21 protein-coding genes are annotated in these 16,987 nt (G+C 71.9%); 16 read left to right on the top strand and 5 right to left on the bottom strand.

Annotated features, from left to right (window positions below):
- The first annotated feature begins 33 nt into the window (after positions 1-33).
- Positions 34-882, top strand: a complete 849-nt coding sequence (locus tag AB0C96_RS00690) for a methyltransferase domain-containing protein (protein ID WP_362912182.1) — start codon at positions 34-36, stop codon at positions 880-882.
- Here AB0C96_RS00690 and AB0C96_RS00685 read toward each other — a convergent pair.
- A complete protein-coding gene (locus AB0C96_RS00685; RefSeq protein ID WP_362912180.1) occupies positions 866-1,078 on the bottom strand; it encodes a DUF397 domain-containing protein in 213 nt (70 codons plus the stop codon). The two genes, AB0C96_RS00690 and AB0C96_RS00685, sit on opposite strands and share 17 nt — an antisense overlap.
- Positions 1,071-1,865 carry a helix-turn-helix transcriptional regulator gene (locus AB0C96_RS00680; protein WP_362912178.1) on the bottom strand — a complete coding sequence of 265 codons (795 nt, stop codon included), beginning with the start codon at positions 1,863-1,865 and terminating at the stop codon, positions 1,071-1,073. The genes AB0C96_RS00685 and AB0C96_RS00680 overlap by 8 nt, the downstream gene beginning before the upstream one ends.
- Positions 1,866-2,014: 149 nt before the next feature.
- On the opposite strand from AB0C96_RS00680, the gene AB0C96_RS00675 reads away from it, so the two are divergent.
- The 7 genes from AB0C96_RS00675 (at position 2,015) to AB0C96_RS00645 (ending at position 7,792) form a co-directional block, all read left to right on the top strand.
- On the top strand, positions 2,015-2,392 hold the full coding sequence (locus tag AB0C96_RS00675) for a hypothetical protein (protein ID WP_362912176.1): 378 nt from the start codon (positions 2,015-2,017) through the stop codon (positions 2,390-2,392).
- Between the two features lie 75 nt (positions 2,393-2,467).
- Positions 2,468-3,040, top strand: a complete 573-nt coding sequence (locus tag AB0C96_RS00670) for a helix-turn-helix domain-containing protein (RefSeq protein ID WP_362912174.1) — start codon at positions 2,468-2,470, stop codon at positions 3,038-3,040.
- Positions 3,040-4,563, top strand: coding sequence for a prolyl oligopeptidase family serine peptidase (locus AB0C96_RS00665; RefSeq protein ID WP_362912172.1), 1,524 nt, complete (start codon positions 3,040-3,042; stop codon positions 4,561-4,563). Before AB0C96_RS00670 ends, AB0C96_RS00665 begins: the two co-directional genes overlap by 1 nt.
- Before the next feature lie 245 nt (positions 4,564-4,808).
- Entirely contained in the window at positions 4,809-5,495 is a 687-nt protein-coding gene (locus AB0C96_RS00660; protein WP_362912170.1) for a TetR/AcrR family transcriptional regulator, read from the top strand.
- Positions 5,492-6,160, top strand: coding sequence for a peroxiredoxin-like family protein (locus tag AB0C96_RS00655; protein ID WP_362912169.1), 669 nt, complete (start codon positions 5,492-5,494; stop codon positions 6,158-6,160). Before AB0C96_RS00660 ends, AB0C96_RS00655 begins: the two co-directional genes overlap by 4 nt.
- Positions 6,161-6,362: 202 nt before the next feature.
- Positions 6,363-6,614, top strand: a complete 252-nt coding sequence (locus AB0C96_RS00650; protein ID WP_362912167.1) for a hypothetical protein — start codon at positions 6,363-6,365, stop codon at positions 6,612-6,614.
- 11 nt (positions 6,615-6,625) lie between these two features.
- Positions 6,626-7,792 (top strand): SPFH domain-containing protein, encoded by a 1,167-nt coding sequence (locus tag AB0C96_RS00645; protein ID WP_362912166.1) that lies wholly within the window; start codon positions 6,626-6,628, stop codon positions 7,790-7,792.
- An 89-nt stretch (positions 7,793-7,881) separates the two neighbouring features.
- Here AB0C96_RS00645 and AB0C96_RS00640 read toward each other — a convergent pair whose 3' ends face one another.
- Positions 7,882-8,379, bottom strand: coding sequence for a MarR family transcriptional regulator (locus AB0C96_RS00640; protein WP_362912164.1), 498 nt, complete (start codon positions 8,377-8,379; stop codon positions 7,882-7,884).
- 385 nt (positions 8,380-8,764) lie between these two features.
- Between AB0C96_RS00640 and AB0C96_RS00635 the strand changes: the two genes are divergently transcribed.
- Positions 8,765-9,988, top strand: coding sequence for a cytochrome P450 (locus AB0C96_RS00635; RefSeq protein WP_362912162.1), 1,224 nt, complete (start codon positions 8,765-8,767; stop codon positions 9,986-9,988).
- A 92-nt stretch (positions 9,989-10,080) separates the two neighbouring features.
- The gene (locus AB0C96_RS00630) at positions 10,081-10,275 is read left to right on the top strand and encodes a ferredoxin (protein WP_362912160.1); all 195 of its coding nucleotides are present in this window, start codon (positions 10,081-10,083) and stop codon (positions 10,273-10,275) included.
- A gap of 56 nt (positions 10,276-10,331) precedes the next feature.
- Here the strand turns inward: AB0C96_RS00630 and AB0C96_RS00625 are convergent, their stop codons facing one another.
- Complete coding sequence (locus tag AB0C96_RS00625; protein WP_362912158.1) at positions 10,332-10,763, bottom strand: nuclear transport factor 2 family protein; 432 nt, start codon at positions 10,761-10,763, stop codon at positions 10,332-10,334.
- 86 nt (positions 10,764-10,849) lie between these two features.
- Between AB0C96_RS00625 and AB0C96_RS00620 the strand changes: the two genes are divergently transcribed.
- The 6 genes from AB0C96_RS00620 to AB0C96_RS00595 all read left to right on the top strand — a co-directional run bounded on the left by AB0C96_RS00620 (position 10,850) and on the right by AB0C96_RS00595 (position 15,167).
- The gene (locus tag AB0C96_RS00620) at positions 10,850-11,419 is read left to right on the top strand and encodes a PadR family transcriptional regulator (RefSeq protein ID WP_362912157.1); all 570 of its coding nucleotides are present in this window, start codon (positions 10,850-10,852) and stop codon (positions 11,417-11,419) included.
- A gap of 239 nt (positions 11,420-11,658) precedes the next feature.
- Positions 11,659-12,006: a hypothetical protein gene (locus AB0C96_RS00615; protein WP_362912156.1), complete on the top strand. Its 348-nt coding sequence runs from the start codon at positions 11,659-11,661 to the stop codon at positions 12,004-12,006.
- A gap of 103 nt (positions 12,007-12,109) precedes the next feature.
- The gene (locus tag AB0C96_RS00610) at positions 12,110-13,165 is read left to right on the top strand and encodes an NAD(P)-dependent alcohol dehydrogenase (protein ID WP_362912155.1); all 1,056 of its coding nucleotides are present in this window, start codon (positions 12,110-12,112) and stop codon (positions 13,163-13,165) included.
- 196 nt (positions 13,166-13,361) lie between these two features.
- Entirely contained in the window at positions 13,362-13,856 is a 495-nt protein-coding gene (locus AB0C96_RS00605; RefSeq protein WP_362912154.1) for an LAETG motif-containing sortase-dependent surface protein, read from the top strand.
- Between the two features lie 31 nt (positions 13,857-13,887).
- Entirely contained in the window at positions 13,888-14,601 is a 714-nt protein-coding gene (locus tag AB0C96_RS00600; protein WP_362912153.1) for a SigE family RNA polymerase sigma factor, read from the top strand.
- A complete protein-coding gene (locus tag AB0C96_RS00595; RefSeq protein ID WP_362912152.1) occupies positions 14,598-15,167 on the top strand; it encodes a hypothetical protein in 570 nt (189 codons plus the stop codon). The genes AB0C96_RS00600 and AB0C96_RS00595 overlap by 4 nt, the downstream gene beginning before the upstream one ends.
- Here the strand turns inward: AB0C96_RS00595 and AB0C96_RS00590 are convergent.
- Positions 15,148-16,800: a nitrilase-related carbon-nitrogen hydrolase gene (locus AB0C96_RS00590; RefSeq protein WP_362912151.1), complete on the bottom strand. Its 1,653-nt coding sequence runs from the start codon at positions 16,798-16,800 to the stop codon at positions 15,148-15,150. The genes AB0C96_RS00595 and AB0C96_RS00590 overlap by 20 nt on opposite strands.
- Positions 16,801-16,987 lie beyond the last annotated feature (187 nt).

The raw sequence follows: 16,987 nt of genomic DNA, 5'->3' as shown, positions 1-16,987 counted from the left end.
GCACCGGTCCATTCTCCGCGTCACGGTGTTCCCATGCCTACCTCCCCTTACGCGAACACCGCTTACCCGAACACCGCCTATGTCCACGGATATTCACCCCACGAAGCCACCCGCCTCGGCGACCAGGCCGACACCTTGGCGGCGCTGCTGCACGCCGGTACGGCGTACCCGGCCGGCAGCCGCGTGCTGGAGGCCGGCTGCGGTGTGGGCGCGCAGACCCTCCACCTGGTCAACAGCAGCCCCGGCGCACGGGTCACCGCGATCGACCTGTCCGAGGAGTCGCTCGCACGGGCCCGCGCCCATGTCACGTCCCAATCCCCGAACGCCGATGTGACCTGGCGCCGCGCCGACATCCACCGCCTCCCCTTCCCGGACGCCTCCTTCGACCACCTCTTCGCCTGCTTCGTCCTGGAACACCTTCGGGAGCCGTCGCGCGCCCTGGTCGAACTACGGCGCGTCCTGCGCCCCGGCGGCACGCTCACCGTGATCGAGGGCGACCACGGGTCGGCGGTCTTCCACCCGGACAGCCGCCATGCCCATGAGGTGATCGGCCACCAGGTCCACCTCCAGTCGAAGGCGGGCGGAAACGCCCTCCTCGGGCGGGAGTTGCAGCCGCTGCTCACCGGTGCCGGCTTCGCCGACGTCGTCGTCCGCCCGCGCACCGTCTACGCCGACGGGACCCGCCCTGCACTCGTGGACGGCTTCACCCGCCGGACCTTCATCACCATGATCGAATCCGTCCGGGACGACGCGCTGAACGCCGGGCTGACCACGGCCGCCGACTGGGACCACGGCATCGCCGACCTACGCCGCACCGCGGAGGACGGCGGGACCTTCCACTACACGTTCTTCAAGGCCGAGGCCGTCAATCCGCAGCTTTGAGGGAGCCGACGAACGCCGACCAGGCGTCGGCGGAGAAGAGCAGGGCCGGGCCGTGCGGGTCCTTGGAGTCGCGGACGGGGACGCCGGTGGGGTGGCCGTCCAGGACTTCGAGGCACTCGGACCCTTCGCCGTCGCTGTACGACGACTTGCGCCAGCCACGCCGGGTAGTGCCCTTCGGGATGCTGTGCTCAGTCATGGTGTCCGTATTCCTTCGCGGTCGCCCTCATCAGGGCAAGAGACTCCTTCAGCGGCAATGCATCCCCCAACGCCAAATCGTAGACCTGTACGAGTCGTTGAACCACGTCTGGGGAGTCATGCAGCTTGCTGACAGACACACCCTCACACCAGGCTGCCGGGGGCTGATCCTCGAACCACATCAGCTTGACCAGCCCCGAAAGGAGCGGATGAGCGCCCAGGCTGATGGGCAACACATGCACGCGCACCCGCTTTTCCTCGACCAGACGGACAATGTGCGAGATCTGTTCCGCCATGACCCGCGGGCCGCCGACCGGGCGGCGCAGCACCGCCTCATCAAGCACCGCCCACACTACGGGCGCCACGGGCTCGGCAAGGATCTTCGCGCGGTCAAGCCGTGTGCGGACGAGCCTGTCACATTCCGTTTCACTCCACGGAGGGAAGACGGCCCCCATGACCGCACGCGCATACCCTTCCGTCTGGAACAGTCCAGGCACGAGTGCGGGTGCGAACTCTCGGATCACCGTGGCCTGTTGCTCAAGCTCCAGCGCCACTGCGAAGCGATCGGCGACCGCCACATCGTCCCCCGGCCGGAAGCTGCTCAACACATTCCCCGTGTTCAGCGCCTTGTCCAACCGCCGCGCGTCCTCCTTCGACGGGATCCGGCGGCCCGCCTCGATGTGCGCGATGTGCGAGCGGGTCATCACCGCCGCATCCGCCAACTGCTGCTGTGTCAGCCCCGCGGCTTCCCGCTGCCCACGGAGCCAATCCCCGTATGTGTTGCCCATGTGCGTCAACCCCCTCGTGACGAATGAACCGGCACACTCTGTGCACTGGCGAGACTACTCGCCGTCACTGACGCTTGGAGGTGTACGGAAAGACCCCCGCGACCGCCGACACGGCCCGGGGACACGGCCCGGAATCAGGTGAGCATGCGATGACCTACGACCCGGACAACCCTCAACTCCCCGGCGCCCGACTGCGATTGCTCCCGTGGGAGACCGCCGCCGGGCAACCGTGCTACCTGAGCACCGACGCCGCCGGTGGGTACCTCTCCCGGAAGGCGGACCGGATGGAGGCCGAGCAGATGCGCGACGCGGCCGGCTTACTCGTCGATGCCGAGGACGTGTTGGACGAACTGACCGCGGGCCCGCTCACGCTGCGGGTGATGCTCAAGCGGGCCACGATCGCGCTCACCGACGTGCTGCGGGTCGCGGACAGCAGAGGCGGACGCCTGCCCGCACCGGACGACCAGGACGAACAGCGCGACCAGGACGACCAGGACGACCAGCGCGACCTCGACGGCCGAGAGTAGGTCGCGTCCCGAACTGGGCGTCCGGGTTGCAAAATTGTTTTGCAAAGATCCCTTGCAACTCCTACGCTGCCTGCCATGCCACCCGAACCGCAAGAGATCACCGACGTCGAGGCCCTCAGGGTGCTCGCGCACCCCATGCGGCAGAAGATCGAACAGTGTCTGCGGAAGGGGCCGGTCAACTCGGCCGCGCTCGCCCGCGAACTCGGCGAGAGCACCGGGCTGACCAGCTATCACCTGCGCCAGATGGCCAAGCACGGGTTCATCGAGGAGGCGCCCGAGTTGGCGAAGGGCCGGGAGCGGTGGTGGCGGGCGGTGCCCGGTGACCGCCGCTTCCCGCCGTACAGCCGCCAGACCCCGCAGATGCGGGAGGCGCTGACGGAGATGCACCGGCTGAACTTCGCCGAACTGGTCGAGGCCGTCCAGCGGTTCGAGGGGGCGCGCGACGACCTCGGAGTCTGGGCGGACGCGGCGCTCTTCTCCCGCTCCACCTTGCGGGTCGATCCCGACCGGCTCAGGGAGTTCTTCGAGGAGTACATCGCGCTGCTCCACCGCTACTCCGGCACGCAGGAGGACGCGGCGCCCGATGCCCGCACCGTCCTCGTCCGTCTGATCGGCCTGCCCGAGATCGAGCGAGCGGAGCGCACGTGATGTCACTCTCGCCCAGAGCTCTCATACGTGTGGCGTTCGCCCTGTTGTGGGCCGTCGGCGCCGCGCTGCTTCCCGCGCCGGCGGCTCATGCCGGCGACGACGGCCTGATCCGCGAGGAGGTCACGTTCCGCGGCGGTGGCGGCCTCACGCTGCACGGGACGGTCCTGACCTCCCGCACGACACAGGCTTCCGGGACGGCAACGACCCGCCGGGCGCTACGGGCCTCCGGGACGGCACGCGCCTTTGAGGCACCACCAGGGGCACGCCCCGGCATCGTGCTCGTCGGCGGCTCGGGCCCCGGCCCCCGGGAGGAGTACCGGCAGGAGGCCGAGGCCTTCGCCCGCGCGGGAATCACGACGCTGGTCTACGACAAGCGGACGGTGCAGTACTCCACGATGCACCGGGACTTCGGGCTGCTGACCGAGGACGCCCTGGCGGGGGTGCGGCTGTTGCGCAACCGGGCCGGCGTGGACCCGCGCCGGGTCGGCCTGTGGGGGTTCAGCGAGGGCGGCTGGGTGGCACCGATGGCCGCCGCGCGCTCTTCCGACGTCGCCTATGTCATCACCATCGGGGGCTCCGGCCACTCGCCGCTGCGCTCCCAGGTCTGGAACCTCACCACCCATCTGCGGCACCGGGGAGTCACCGGGTCCTTCCTGTCGGCGACGACCGGCCCGGCGGCCCAACTCGTCGACTCCACCGGGCTGTTCCCGGAGGCCGACCGCGATGTGCTGCCGGCGCTGAAGCGCCTCCGCCGGACGCCGGTACTGGCCCTGTGGGGCGCGTACGACAACCAAGTGCCGCCGCAGGAGAGTGCGCGGATCTTCCAGCGCACGCTCGCCGAAGTCGGCAACGATCACGTCGTGCTGCGCTTCGTCCCCGGCGCGGCCCACAACGGCCACCGGACCTCGGACGGCTTCGACCGGATCGGCGGCCCCTCCTACCGGGGCAAGCGACTGGGAGCGTTGCCCCCCGGCTACGTCCACACCATGACGTCGTGGGTGCGCGCGGTCGCCTCCGGCCACCCGCCCCGCTCCAGCGCCGCCCCCGCTCTGCCGCAGGCGATCCCCAGCACTCCCGTCAGCGGCGCCTGGTACGCACGGGCCGTCCCAGCGCTGCTCCTCCTCGGCTTCGCCGCCTACCCGGTGGGCGGCATGCTGCGCCGGATCACCTCACGCAAGCGGCCTCGGCCTCGTACGGGGCGGTGCGTGCGGCTGTTCCGCTGGTTGGCCGGGCTGGGCTTCGTGGCGGTGGTGGGCGCGGTACTGGCGCCGCTCGCGATCTTCGTACTGGGCGACGGAGCGGCGGCACCGGTGGTGGCCGGGCGCCCGGTGGGGTGGTTGGTGGTACAGGGTCTGAGCGTTGCGGTGGTCGTGGTGCTGTGCGTGACGGCTGCGGCGGTCATCCGCGAGCGGCGCGAGTGGCGCGCGCTCGGGGCGGCACGGTGGATGCGCTCGACGGTCGTGCTGGTCACGGCGGCGGGGTTCGTTCCGTGGGCGCTGTGGTGGGGAGTACTGCGTCCCTGAGGCTCCTGCCGCGAGAAGGGGGTGTGACGGAACTACGGCGGGGTGGAAGGTCAGCAGGGCCGCGGGCGCGAACGACTGCGGGGCGGCAGGGCTGCGGGAAGGGGCAGCAGGGCGGAAGGGTCGACTCCGGAAGTTTTCCACAGGCGGCTCGCCAACTCCTTTGCGTCGGACGGCGCTTGGAGTATCTTGGAATAACCGTTCCAAGATGCGGTGGGAGCGCGCACCGCGAAAGGAGTAGCCCCGCCATGCCGGACATCAAGCACTTCAACCCCGACGTCGTGCTCGACGACGCCATCCAGATCTTCTGGCGCCAGGGACTGCCCACGACCGGAATACAGGCGCTGGTGACCGCGACCGGAGTGAGCCGGTCCAGCCTCTACGCAACGTTCGGGAACAAGGACGGCCTCTACACCGCCGCGCTCGGTCGCTACATAGATCAGCACTCGGTGCCGGCCTTCGCCCAGCTGTCCTCGGCCGGCTCGGGGCTGACCGCCATCGAAGAGTTCTTCGGCGGACTGATCGACGTGCGGTGCTCCGGCCCGGTCGCCGGCTGGGGTTGCATGGTCACCAATGCCTATGCCGGCCCCGAATGTGCCGACCCCGGCATCCGCACCCTGCTCGAAGAGCACCACAGCACACTCCAGTCGGCCATGCGCACCGCCCTGGCCACCGCCGCCGGCCTGGGGCAGCTCCAGCCGTCCACCGATCTCGACGACGCCGCGGCGGTGCTGGCGACCCTTGCGTACGGCGTCAACCTGAGGTCCCGCGCCGGTGCTGACGCCCGGTCGCTGACCGACACGGTGACCGCCGCCCTCGGCCCGCTGCGCGCACACCCCGCACCGTCACCCCTGGAGCGTTCACCTTCACTCCTGGAGCACTCGCCTCCGCCCCAGGAGCAACCACCCTCACCCCAGGAGCAACCACCGCAATGAGCCTCACCGACGAACTCACTGCCTTCTTCCGCTCCCGCTACCCCGAGATCCCGGCCGCCGCACGCGAGGTGATGGAGCGCGCCGGCCGCGACCTCGCCGCCTCGGGCCAGGCCGCCCGCGCCCTTCAAGTAGGGGACACCGCACCCCACTTCAGCCTCCCGTCAGCAACGGGCAGGCCCATATCCCTCGCTGCCCTGCTGTCCGCCGGCCCCGTCGTCCTCACCTTCTACCGTGGCGCCTGGTGCCCGTACTGCAATCTGGCCCTGCGTGCGCTCCAGCAGCACCACGACGGGATCACCTCCCGCGGCGCCCAGCTGGTGGCGGTCTCCCCGCAGATCCCCGACGAGTCCCTCACCCTGGCCGAGAAGCTCTCCCTTGCCTTCGACGTCCTCAGCGACCTCGGCTCGGACACCGCGAAGCAGTACGGCCTCGCGTTCGACCTGCCCGACGACCTGGCCGCGCTCTACGACTCCTTCGGCTTCGACCTGCAACGTGTCAACGGCGGTCATCCGCGCACCCTGCCCCTGCCGGCCACCTACGTCATCGACCGTGACGCCACCATCCGGTGGGCGTTCATAGACACCGACTACACCACCCGCGCCGAACCGTCCCACGTCCTCGCCGCCCTCGACACGCTGCACGCCCCAGGGGCCACTGCAAACTGACTCCCATCGGCCGGGACCGCCACGGACTGCCCCCACCGACACACCCCTCGCCGTGTCCATGGCAAGAGTTTCCGACACCTCTTGACGCGAAAATGACGCCGCGCGACGGCTGCCCAACTCGCCGACATCCCCCCGTAGGCCACCGCTCGTCGGAGCGCTATGGTCGTTTTCCAGGAACGTAACGGGGGGAGGGCAGCCGCCGATGGCACTGGACGATGCCGTGATCGGCTGTACGGGAGTGCTGCTGATCGGCACTCGCGGGGCTGCCGGTCCCGGTGAGGTTCTGGTGCGGGTCAGGGGTGGCACCGAAGCCTTCCTCGCCTGGTCCGCCGAGCCCCTTCCGGTTGGGGCGGCCGTGCTCGTGATCGAGTCCCGTGGCAACCGCCAGGTCGACGTCATGGAGTGGGCTGATCCGTTGGACGCGTTGCCCGGGGATGCCGGCAACGCTGGTTGAGGAGACGAAGGATGTTCGGTTACCGCGTCCCTGCCCCTGATCAAGCCATGCTGATCTCCGGAGGCAGGCGTGGACAGGGCGGTGCGCCATTCCGAGTGGTGACCGGTCACGGCAAGTTCGTGCTGCCGGTCTTCCGCAAGGTCCGCTTTCTGACCCTGGCGCTGTGTGAGGCCGAGGTCGCCGAGAAGTGCGTGACCCGGCAGGGCATCGCGCTCACGGTGCGTGCCGTGATCGCCTTCAAGGTCGGCAACGACACCGAGAGCATCGTCAACGCCGGTCAGCGCTTCCTGTCCGACCAGGACCAGATGTCGATCCTGACCGGCCGGATCTTCGCCGGTCATCTGCGGTCCATCATCGGCTCGATGACGGTCGAGGAGATCGTCACCGAGCGGCAGAAGCTGGCCACCGAGGTCCTGGAGACCTCCAAGACCGAGATGGCCAAGATCGGCCTGATCGTCGACTCGTTGCAGATCCAGTCGATCGACGACGGCGACACCGGCTACATCGAGGCGATGTCCGCCCCGCACAAGGCGGCCATCCAGCAACAGGCCCAGATCGCCCAGGCCCAGGCCACCCAGGCCTCCGTCGAGGCGCAGCAGGAGGCGGCGCGCAATCAGGCCGAGTACTCCCGGCAGACCGCGGTGGTGCAGGCCGAGTACTCCGCCGAGGTGGACCGCGCCCAGGCGCACGCCGCCCAGGCCGGCCCGCTCGCCCAGGCCCATGCACAGCAGGAGGTCCTGGCGGCGCAGACCGAGCTCGCCGAGCGACGCGCCCTGCTGCGCCAGCAGGAGCTGAGGGCCGAGGTCGTCAAGCCCGCCGAGGCGGAGGCCGAGCGGATCAAGCTGCTCGCCATGGCCGAGGCCGAACGGATGAAGATCCAGGCCGAGGCCGCCGCCTCGTACGACCGGGTGGCCCTGGACCGGATGCTGATCGACCAGCTCCCGCAGATCGTCAAGGAGGCCTCGGCGGGCCTCGCCAACGCCAACGTCAACGTCCTCAACGGCACCGACGGCCTCGGCGAGATCGCCGCCGGCCTGGTCGGGCAGGGCCTGACCATCCTCGACTCGGTCCGCCGCAACCTCGGCACCCCCGGCGCACAGTCCGCCGACGCCGACAAGACCACCGGCTCCGCCTCGGCCAACGGCCAGGGACACAGCGGCCGCGTCGAGATCGAGTAACGGCCACCGGCCCGGGCGTATGCGCCCAACGGCGGGGCGAGGGCCGTGGCCCTCGCCCCGCCGTGCCCTCCGCTGTTCCCCCTCTCCCCCTACTCGCCCCGCCCCTGCTCGCGGTCTTCCTCGGCGTGCTTGTGCCGGGCCCAGGCGACCAGGTGGTTGAGCACCGCGACGGTGGTGGCGATGTCCGCATCGTCGAAACCGGCCAGGACCTCGTGGAGGCTGGCCTGGACGGTTTCCTGGAGGCGCTTGAGGACGGCCCTGCCGTGCGGGGTGATCGCCACCTGGCGGGCGCGGCGGTCCAGTGAGTCGGGGGTGCGCTCGACGAGGTCCTGGGCCGCCAACTGGCTGATCTGGCGGGTGACATGAGGGGGCTCGACCATCAGCATGGCGGCCAGATCACCGACCCGGCTGATGCCTCCGCACTCCTCCAGGGTCATCAGTAGCCAGAGATCGGACCGTGCCGCGGTGACGCCCGCCGCGGTCGCCTGGCGTTCGTGCGCCCGGGAGCGGGTGAGCAGGTAGGACAGCGTGGCCAGCACTCTTTGCAGTGCGGCGGTGGGGTCCTGGTCTCTTCCGGGGTCCGGCATGCAGGCACTTTAGCGGCCCTTTGGAACATCGGTTCCGTGCTCGTCCGCGCACCCTGCGTACCGCTCCGCGCTCGGTTTGAGCCAACCTCGCGCACTCCCCGAACGCCCCTTCCCTCCCTCGTTCAGGGTGAGTTAGCGTGCCGCTTAGTTGCTTAACTTAGGTAACTAGCTACGAAGCTGGCCGGCCGGCCAGCGGTTGTTCGCAGCGTCGTCGCAACGCGATCCGCCGTGACGTGACCCGTCATGACGCGATCCGTCGCAGCTGACCCGTCGTGACGAGATCCGTCGCGATGTGGTCCGTCGCGACGCAGCCCGTCGAGGAATGGCGCCACCCGCACCGTTTACCACGGCAGAGCCGTGTCCCGATCGTGGAAGGACCAGCCGAATGACGACTGCACAACGTACCGACGTGGAGCGCACCGCCGGCCCGGCGCTCGCCATCCCGGCCGCGCGGGCCAGCGGCTGCCCCTTCGACCCCGCACCCGGCGTCGAACAGGCCCGTCGGGAGGCCCCGATCACCCGGGCCACGCTGTGGGACGGTTCCTCCTGCTGGCTGGTGACGCGGCATCAGGACGTACGGGCGGTCCTCGGCGACCCGCGGTTCAGCGCCGACGCCACCCGCCCAGGGTTCCCCTTCCTCACCGCCGGCAGCCGGGAACTGCTCACCGGGAGGCCGACCTTCATCCGCCAGGACGATCCCGAGCACGCCCGGCTGCGCCGTATGCTCACCGCCGACTTCATGATCAAGAAGGTGGAGGCGATGCGCCCCGAGGTGCAGCGCATCGCCGACGATCTGCTCGACCGGATGACTGAGGGCCGCAACGCGGCCGATCTGGTCACCGAGTTCGCCCTGCCGCTGCCGTCCCTGGTGATCTGCCTGCTGCTCGGCGTCCCGTACGAGGACCACGAGTTCTTCCAGGAGCGCAGCCGGATCCTGCTCAGCCTCCGCTCGACGCCCGAGGAGGTACGCACCGCCTCGACGGAGCTCCTGCACTACCTCAGCGGACTCGCCGAAGCCAAGCGGCAGGAGCCGGACGACAGCATCGTCAGCCGACTCGTCGCCCGCGGCGAACTGGACTCCGAGGAGATCGCCTCCATGGGGCGCCTGCTGTTGGTCGCGGGCCACGAGACCACCGCGAACATGACCGCGCTCTCCACGCTCGCCCTGCTGCGCAACCCGGACCAGCTGGCACGGCTGCGCGCGGAACCGTCGCTGGTCAAGGGTGCCGTGGAGGAGTTGCTGCGCTATCTGACGATCGTCCACAACGGCCTCCCGCGGGTCGCGAGCGAGGACGTCGCCCTGGGCGGCGTGACCATCCGTGCCGGCGAGGGCGTGCTGTGCACGCTCAACAGCGCCAACCGGGACGACGAGGTCTTCGCCGACGGCGACGCCCTCGACGTCGCCCGCGACGCCCGCCGCCATGTCGCCTTCGGCTTCGGCGTCCACCAGTGCCTGGGCCAGCCGCTCGCCCGCGTGGAGCTACAGATCGCCATCGAGACGCTGCTGCGCCGACTGCCGGACCTGCGGCTCGACGTCCCCTTCGAGGACGTCCCGTTCCGGCACGACATGGGGATCTACGGGGTGCACGCGCTCCCGGTCGCCTGGTAGCCAAGCCTGGTAGCCCGGTCGCCGGGGCAGCAACCGCCCCGCCCTGCCCCGAACACCCACCGCCCTTTCTGTACGCACCACTTGGGAGAACCATGCGCATTCACGCCGACCAGGAGAAGTGCTGCGGCGCCGGAAGCTGTGTGCTGGCCGCGCCGGACGTCTTCGACCAGCGCGACGAGGACGGCATCGTCGTCGTCCTCGACGCCGAGCCGCCGGCCGAGCTGCACGACGCGGTGCGCGAGGCCGCGGCCATCTGCCCGGCCGCCGCGATCTCGGTGACCGACTGATCCTTCAGCGGCCGGCCCCCACGCGCCCCACGGGGGCCGGCCCGTGCGCCCCGCCCCTACGACTGCGGCACCAGCCCGTCCGCCACCAGCCCGGACAGCACCGCCTCACCCAGCGCCTGCACCGCGGACTGCGGGCGCACCATCACGGTGAACTCCTTGATCAGGCCCGCCTCGTCGAACTGAAGCAGGTCGATGCCGTGGATCTGCTTGCCGTTCACGGTGGCCCGGAAGATCAGGACCGCCGAGTCGGCCCGGCCGCCGTCCGCCCCGGCCGCCGTCTCGGCGCTGCCGGCCAGCTCACCGACGTACCGGAAGTCCTCGAAGGTACGCAGCAACACCCCGAACAGCCCCAGCACCATCGGCTGCCCCTCGAAGGGCGTGAACTTCACCGGGCTGTAGAGGCGGACGTCCTCGGTCAACAGCCCTTCCACCGCGTCGAGTTCGCGCGCCTCCACCGCCGCCTTGAAACGCTCCACGGTCGTCGCCATGACGTCTCCCCTCTCCCCGCTCCGCTCTGCCCATCCGGAATAGTCGCGACTATGATTAGTCATATTCTTGAGTATGGGAAGAGGTCATGGCTCTCAAGCACGCGGTGCTGGCGGCGCTGCTGGACGGCGAGTACAGCGGCTATCAGCTGGCGAAGGCATTCGACGTCGGCGTCGCCAACTTCTGGCATGCGCTGCCCCAGCAGCTCTACGCCGAGCTGACCGGGCTGGAGGCGGCGGGGCTGGTCGCCGGCCGACAGGTGGTCCAGGAGACCCGCCCCAACAAGCGGCTGTTCCGCGTCACCGACGAGGGGCTGGCCGAGCTGGAGCGGTTTGCCGCGGCCACCGCCAAGCCGTCCTTCATCCGCGACGATCTGCTGGTCAAGGTGCAGGCCGTGGACCGGATCGACGCCACACCGGTGATCGCGCAGCTCGACGAGCGGGCCCGCACCGCCGCGGCCAAGGTCGAGATCTTCGAGAAGCTGCTGGCGCGGCTGCGCGGTGAGCACGACGAGGCGGACTTCCTGGCCCACGGAGCACGGATCGGCCCGTACCTGACCTGTCTGCGCGGACTGGCCTTCGAGCGGGAGACCCGCGACTGGTGCGCGCGGATCGCGGGCGTACTGCGGGCCCGTACGGCGGTGTCCCAACAGCCGTAGCAGCCGGGCGCCTTGCCGCCGTCGCCCAGTCCCGGCCGCCGCCCCGGCGTCACCCGCCCTGGCACTGGCCCCGGCACCGACCCCGGCACCCGCCGTCACCGCACCGGCGACTCGTACAACGCTCGACGGATCGATTCGTCCGTCCCCCTTCGCGTGACAGGGCGCCGTGCGCGGCGTACCGGGCGCACGCCTGGGCAGCCCACCTTCCGCACGGATACCGGAACGGAAGGAACCTCCCCATGCGACTTCGCCACACCGTCGCCGCCACCGTCGGCGCGCTCGCGCTCGCGCTGACCCTGCCCGCCGCCGTGGCCGAGGCCGCCACCGGCTCCTTCACCTACGTGTACCGGGCCCCGAGCGGTACGCAGCAGATGGGCGAGCTCGCCGACCCGCCCAGCCAGGTGTGCCTCACCCTCCCGGAGGTCGACGCCCCCGAGGCGCCGCCCGCGCACTCGCCCCGCAATGCCACCGACTCCGCCGCCACGGTCTTCACCGGCCCCGACTGCACCGGTGACAGCTTCACCCTCCGCGCCGTCTACGGTCAGGCCTCGGAGCGGCTGAAGCTCCGGTCGGTGATCTTCCACTGATCCGCGTCCGGGACGGAGCCTGGTTCCGGCAGAACCAGGCACGGCGTGCATATGTTCAAGGGAGCACTGGCTGGGCGCCACGGCGCGTCCGATGCTGCCTGGCATGAGCCACACCTCCGTCTCCGCGTACGCCGCCCCCGCCCCGAAGGCACCCCTGGAGCGGATCACGATTCCGCGCCGGGAGCTCGGGGCCCACGACATCCTGATCGAGATCAAGTACGCCGGCATCTGCCACTCCGACATCCACACCGTCCGCGCCGAGTGGGGCGACGGCGGGAACTTCCCGATCGTCCCCGGCCATGAGATCGCCGGTGTGGTCGCCGAGGTCGGTGCCGAGGTCACCCGCTACACGGCGGGCGACCGGGTCGGCGTCGGCTGCTTCGTCGACTCCTGCCGGGAGTGCGAGAACTGCCGGGCCGGCCTGGAGCAGTACTGCACCGGCGAGCTCGGCAACGTCGGCACGTACAACGCGACCGGCCGGGACGGGGAGCCGACGTACGGCGGCTACTCCACCCACCTCGTCGTCGACGAGAACTACGCCCTGCGCATCCCCGACAGCATTCCGCTGGACGCCGCGGCCCCGCTGCTGTGCGCCGGCATCACCCTCTACTCGCCGCTGGCCCACTGGAAGGCCGGCCCGGGCAAGAAGGTGGCCATCGTCGGGCTGGGCGGCCTCGGTCACATGGGCGTGAAGATCGCGCACGCGATGGGTGCCGAGGTCACCGTGCTGAGCCAGTCTCTGCGCAAGAAGGACGACGGCCTGCGGCTGGGCGCGGACCACTACCACGCGACCTCCGACCCGGCCACGTTCGAGGCGCTGGCGGGCACCTTCGACCTGATCGTCAACACCGTCTCGGCCAACCTGGACCTCAACGCCTACCTCGGGCTGCTGCGCACCGACGGCACCCTGGTCCAGGTGGGCGCCCCGGAGAGCCCGCTGCCGGTCGCGCCGTTCGCGCTGATCCCGGGGCGGAAGTCGCTCGCCGGCTCGATGATCGGCGGCATCCCGGAGACCCAGCAGATGCTGGACTTCTGTGGTGAGCACGGGCTGGCCGCGGACATCGAGGTGATCAGCGCGGACCGGATCAACGAGGCGTACGAGCGGGTGCTGGCGAGCGACGTCCGCTACCGGTTCGTGATCGACGCGGCCACGATCTGAGCGGTCCGCCGCCGCCACGCTCCGGGCGGGGAGTCCGCCGGGTCGAGGGGGTCGAGGGGCTCCGCCGAGTCGAGGGGGGTCCGCCGGGCGCGGAGAAGTTTTTCGTCCCGCTCGGCAACCCCGGCCCCCGCCGCACGTCGTCACGGGTGAGGGCGCCATCAGGCGCCGCCCGCCGACGAACGTGGAGCAGCCGACCGTGACGTACGCCCCTACCACTCCCCGCCCCTCCCGGCCACGCGCCGCCCGCCGCCGTCTGCGCGGTGCGGCCGGCGCCGGACTGCTGGCGGCGCTGGCGCTCACCGCGGTGGCGGCCGGTTCCGCGCACGCCGCGGACCGCTCGCCGCAGCCGCGGCCCCCGCACTCCGCCACCCCGTCGCCCACCCCGCGGCCGTCCGAGAGCACCGCGCAGCCGACGCCCGTCCCCAGCACCAGCACCGTCCCCACCGCCCGACCCAGCTCGCCCGGCGACCCCCGGCCGAGCGCCTCGCCCACGCTGCCGGGCCCGCAGCCGAGCACCGCCGCGCCCCGCCCGAGCGCCGAGCCGAGCACGCCACCCGCGCGCGGCCGCGGCAAGCAACTCGCGCACACCGGTGCCTCCTCCGCCACCACGTTGGCCCTGGGCGGCAGCGCCGCCGCGCTGATCGCCGCGGGTGGCGGCGCCGTCTACGCGGTCCGTCGCAAGCGCGGCTGAGCCACCACCGGCCCGCCCGCCCGAGGAAGCGATGGAGTACTCCGCCGGCCCGCACGTCGCCCCGGTACGGTTCGCCCTGCCGGGGCCCCGGCACGCCCTGTGGCGGTGGCTGCTGCGCACCGTCCGCCCGACGGCCGCCGCCCACCGCGAGGCACCCCACCGCCCCGGCCGCCCACCCCTCCACCTCGTCCACGGTCAACCGGGCGACGGTCGGGGCGAGTTGCCGGACGGTGCCGGGGCCGGTCCGCCGCCCGAACCCCGGCCGACGATCAGCGAGCTGTACCACGCACACCGGCTCGCCATGGTCCGGCTGGCCGTCCTGCTCGTCGACGACCGCGCCACCGCCGAGGACGTGGTCCAGGACGCCTTCGCCGCCCTCTACAAGCGCCACGGCGACCGGCTGGACGACGTCGACAACGCACTCGCCTACCTGCGCACCGCGGTCGTCAACGCCGCCCGCTCGGTGCTGCGCCGCCGACGCACCGCACGCGACTACACCCCGCCGTACGAGGTGGACGCCCCGTCCGCCGAGGAGCGGATCGTGCTGGACGAGGAGCACCGCGAGGTGCTGGCCGCGCTGAACGGGCTGACCGCGCGCCGTCGGGAGGTCCTCGTGCTGCGCTACTGGGGCGATCTGACGGAGGCCCAGATCGCCGCCACGCTGGGCATCAGCCGCGGCTCGGTGAAGTCCCTCGCCAGCCGCGCCCTGGACTCGTTGGAGAAGATCTTGGAGGCGCGGTCATGAACGGCCCCGCGACACCGCCCGGACAGCGGCCGGTCGAGGAGCGGCTGCGGCGGGCCCTCACGGCCCGCGCCGAGAGCATCGACATCCGGGACCTGCGGCCGGCCGCGCCCCCCGGGCCGCAGCCGCGCCGCCGTGGCCGGGCGCCCGGCCAACAGCCGCTCCGACTGCGCCGGTTCGGGCTGCCGCTGGCCGCTGCCGCCGCGGCCGCGGCCATCGCGCTCGGCCATCTGGTGAGCACCCGGGACGACGGGCCGGCGGACCGGCCCGTGCGGCCCGCGACGCCGCCGAGCCCGGTCGTCCCCTCCCCGTCCCCGCGCCACCCCGGCCGGACCCCCGAACCGACCCCGAGCAGGCCGTCGGAGGGCCCCGACCGGAGCGTCGGACCGTCCGGCGCGCGGACACCGGGCGCCGACCCGGAACGCCGGCCCCGGCACGCGCCCACGGCCACCCCCACGGCCCGTCCGACCGAGCGGCCCGGCGGAACGCCCACCGACACCGCCCGGCCGGGGTCCACGGCGTCGGCGCCTCCCGCGGCGAGCTCCTCGCCTACGCCTGCGGGTGGTTGACGGCGGCCTGCGGGGGCCGGGACGGCCCGCGGCGGGCACGCAGCCCGAGCACCACCGTGACCAGCGTCCCGGCCACACACGCCCACCCGAACAGGTCGCCGGTGCGCGCGTACACCGTCGCCGTCCGCGGCTGCACCGGCAGTTGGGCCACCAGCGTCTGCCGGTCCGCGGTGAAGTAGTCCGCCTGGGCCCGGACCCGGCCCTGGTGGTCCACCACCGTGGCGACCCCGTGCACGGACTGCCGAACCATGGCGTAGCCGTACTCGACGGACCGCAGGACCGCCCGCTGGGCGTGCAGCGACCCGAAGCCCGGCCAGTCGTTGGCCGGCACCATGACCAGGCCGGCGCCCTTGTCGGCCGCCTGCCGCATCACAGCGGGGAAGTCTGCGTCGTAGCAGATCACCGTCGCCAACCGCCCGTACGGCGAAGCGATCACCGGCACGCTCCCGTTGCCGGGCCGCATCGGCTCCATGGGGGTGGGGTGCGTCTTGTCGTACGTCCAGGCGACCTTCCCCTCCGGGGTGACCAGGGAGGCGACGTTCCGCACGTAGGGGGCCTGCGGGACGTAGAGGGCGTAGGCGGCGTCGACGTAGACATGGCGCTCGCGGGCGATCGCGGCGACCCGGGCGAGCAGCCGCGGCTGATCGGCCGCGAGCACCCCGGCCTGGGTCTCCGGCCACACCACGATCCGCGCACCGGCCCGCGCCTCCCGGTCGGTGGATGCCACCAGGTCGTCGGTGACCGGGGCCAGCGCCCTACGCACCGGGCCGGGCGCGGCCCGCACGACGTTCTGCGGCCGCCACGACGCCACGACGGCCTCCGCCAGCGCCCGTTGGGCAGCGCGTTCCGCGGCCCGGCCGGCGCTGACGCCGGCGACCCGTACGGTCGTGGTCGTCGGCGCGAAGCACAGCAGCCGGACCCCGCCCGCTCCCAGGACCAGGGCCAGCACCCCGGCCCACACCAGTGCGCCGCGCCGGATCTCCGACCACCGGAAGCCGCGCTGCCAGGCCCAGTGCGCCACCGACGCGGTCCACGCCACCACGAAGCTGATGCCGTACACGCCGGTGACGGAGGCGAGCTGGAGCAGCGGCAGGACATCGTGCTGGGTGAACCCGAGCACCCCGAAGTCGCCGAAGTCGGCGAGCCGGGCGAAGAGGTACTCACCGCAGACCAGCACCACCGGGAAGACCAGCGTCGAGGCCGCCGAGCCGGTGCGCGCCGCGATCAGCCGGTCGGCGGCGAACGGCAGCGTCTGCACCGCCGCGAGCACCGCGAACAGCGCCAGCACGGCCGGCACGAACGCCATCCCGGTCGAGAGCGCCCACGCCAACTGGGCCAGCCCCGCCGCGTATCCGACCCTCAGCAGCCCCCGACGGGCCGGCCGCAGCCGCGCATAGCGCAGCAGGAAGACCGGGAACAGCCAGGCGGCCGGCGCCACATGCCAGTTGCTGTGGACGGCGAGGACCATCAGCACGGTGCCCACCGACCACAACCAGCGTCCGGGCGACCGCCCGCGCGCCCCCCGCTTCCCCGCCGGGGTGCCGTCCCCCGCCGGGGTGCCGTCCCCCGCCGCCGTACCGTCCCCCGCCGCCGTACCGTCCCCCGCCCTGCTGCGTTCCCTCAGACCGCGCACCGTGCGCTCCCCTCGTCGTCCCCTGCGTCCTCGTACGCACCGGTCGATGCGTATAAGGACGCTAGGGACGGCCGGACCCCCGCCGCTGCCGCCGTCCGACAGGTCCGCCCCCCGACTTTCGTCAGGTTCCCCTCCGGCCGCGGCCGCTTCCCGGTGCGCGCCCGCTACGCGTTAGCCGCGCGTTAGC

The sequence above is a fragment of the Streptomyces sp. NPDC048506 genome (genome assembly GCF_040651315.1).
In the GTDB taxonomy this organism is placed as follows: Bacteria; Actinomycetota; Actinomycetes; order Streptomycetales; family Streptomycetaceae; genus Streptomyces.
Note: the sequence above shows the minus strand (reverse complement) of the source record. Positions and strands in the feature narration are given on the sequence as shown.